2 protein-coding genes are annotated in these 2,604 nt (G+C 70.3%); both read right to left on the minus strand.

What is annotated here, in order from left to right; all coding sequences use genetic code 11:
- Positions 1-60 precede the first annotated feature (60 nt).
- A complete protein-coding gene (locus tag ACWGIU_RS35130; protein ID WP_453712150.1) occupies positions 61-627 on the minus strand; it encodes a small secreted protein in 567 nt (188 codons plus the stop codon).
- Between the two features lie 163 nt (positions 628-790).
- The coding region (locus ACWGIU_RS35135) for a sodium-translocating pyrophosphatase (protein ID WP_453712151.1) at positions 791-2,604 on the minus strand (1,814 nt) is incomplete at its 5' end.

Consider the following 2,604-nt stretch of genomic DNA (forward strand, 5'->3'; position numbering starts at 1 on the left):
GCCCTGAGCGACGTACGCCGCGACACGCCGCCCGTGCGGGCGGCCGGTGCTACCGGAGTGCTACTGGGAGGACGCCGGTGCCGTCGCGACCTGGCAGCCCTTCTGGCCGTTGATGGCCTCGCCCAGGCCGCCCGCCTTGAGCTGGGCGAGCGCGTCCTGGCCGCCCTTCGTCACGTCCTTGAGCCCGCCCGCGACCTCCTTGAGGCCGTCGGCGAACTTCGCCTTGTCCTGTGGGTCGAGGGCGTCCGTCTTCGTCTTCAGGTCGGCGTAGCCCGTGGAGGTCGTCTCGAAGCCCTTGGCCGCCGCCTCCTGGGTCGCGGTGCCGTTCTTGACCGGCGGGACGCCCGCCGACCGCAGGGCGTCCGCCATCGCCTTGTACGACTCGGTCATGGTCGCGAACGCCGCCGAGTCGGTCTTCTGGACCTCGTCGGGCTTGCTGCTCTCCGAGGCCACTCGCTTGATCTCGACGTTGGCGGCTTCGATCTTCTGGATCTGGGGCTGCCACTGGTCACAGACCTTCTTGGCCCAGGAGCCGGCCTTCTGGTCGGTCTCGTCCCCGCCGCATCCGGACAGGACGAGCATCAGTGCCGCACCGCCCGACAGCGCGGCCGCAAACTTCTTGTTCACCGGATTGGTCCCTTCGAAGGCTTCCGCCCGGAAGATACACGCCCACCCTCCGGAGACGCACAAAGGCGGACAGACGGCGCGTGATTCCGCGCCGCCCGTCCGCCTTTCGGGCGTACCGGCCGGCCCTGCCCGGCCCGGCCCGTACCGCTGACCGGATCTCGGGTCAGGAGACCGTCGCGGGGTCGGCCGACTGGGCCACCCGCTCGGCGGCTCCGCCCTCGGTCTCGTCGCCGACGGCGATGCCGCGGCGCTTGGAGATGTACACGGCGCCGATGATGACCCCGATCGCCAGGACCGCGACGACGGCCCGCACGGTCGGGCTGCTGTCCTCGCCGTAGCTGAACTGCACGACGGCGGGGGCGATCAGCAGCGCCACCAGGTTCATGACCTTGAGGAGCGGGTTGATCGCCGGCCCGGCGGTGTCCTTGAACGGGTCACCGACCGTGTCGCCGATGACGACCGCGGCGTGGGCCTCACTGCCCTTGCCGCCGTGGTGGCCGTCCTCGACGAGCTTCTTCGCGTTGTCCCACGCGCCACCGGAGTTGGCGAGGAAGACCGCCATCAGGGTGCCCGTGCCGATGGCCCCGGCCAGGAAGGAGCCGAGCGCGCCCACTCCGAGGGAGAAGCCCACGGCGATGGGGGTGAGCACGGCGAGCAGACCGGGTGTGGCGAGTTCGCGCAGCGCGTCCTTGGTGCAGATGTCCACGACGCGCCCGTACTCGGGCTTCTCCGTGTAGTCCATGATCCCGGGGTGCTCGCGGAACTGGCGGCGCACCTCGTAGACGACGGCGCCCGCGGAGCGGGAGACGGCGTTGATGGCGAGGCCGGAGAACAGGAACACGACGGCCGCGCCCAGGATCAGCCCGACGAGGTTGTTGGGCTGTGCAATGTCCAGGCTGAGGTTCATCTCCCCGGCCCTGGCACCGACTTCCTTGACGGCGGTGGCGATCGCGTCGTTGTACGAGCCGAAGAGCGCCGCCGCGGCGAGCACGGCCGTGGCGATGGCGATGCCCTTGGTGATGGCCTTCGTGGTGTTGCCCACGGCGTCCAGGTCGGTCAGGACCTGCGCACCGGCGCCCTCGACGTCGCCGGACATCTCGGCGATGCCCTGGGCGTTGTCGGAGACGGGCCCGAAGGTGTCCATGGCGACGATGACGCCGACGGTGGTGAGCAGGCCGGTGCCGGCCAGGGCCACCGCGAAGAGCGCGAGCAGGATCGACGTTCCGCCGAGCAGGAACGCGCCGTAGACGCCGAGGCCGATGAGCAGGGCCGTGTAGACGGCGGACTCCAGACCGACCGAGATTCCGGCGAGGACGACGGTGGCCGCGCCGGTCAGGGAGGACTTGCCGATGTCCCGGACGGGGCGTCGGTTGGTCTCGGTGAAGTAGCCGGTCAGCTGCTGGATCAGGGCCGCGAGCACGATCCCGATGGCGACGGCGACGACGGCCAGGACCCGCGGGTCACCGGTGTGGTTGGTGATCGCCGGGTTCTCGACGCCGAGGAGCTCCTTGTAGGTGGCCGGCAGATAGGCGTAAACGGCGATCGCGACCAGCACCAGGGAGATCACGGCGGAGATGAAGAACCCGCGGTTGATGGCGGTCATGCCGCTGCGGTCGCTGCGCCGCGGGGAGACCGCGAAAATGCCGATCATCGCGGTGATGACGCCGATCGCGGGCACGATCAGCGGGAAGGCGAGGCCCAGGTCGCCGAAGGCGGCCTTGCCGAGGATGAGCGCGGCCACGAGGGTGACGGCGTAGGACTCGAAGAGGTCGGCCGCCATTCCGGCGCAGTCCCCGACGTTGTCGCCCACGTTGTCGGCGATGGTCGCGGCATTGCGGGGGTCGTCCTCCGGAATGCCCTGCTCGACCTTGCCGACCAGGTCGGCGCCGACGTCGGCGGCCTTGGTGAAGATGCCGCCGCCCACGCGCATGAACATCGCGATCAGGGCGGCGCCGAGACCGAAGCCCTCCAGGACCT

Source organism: Streptomyces sp. NPDC054840 (assembly GCF_053611065.1).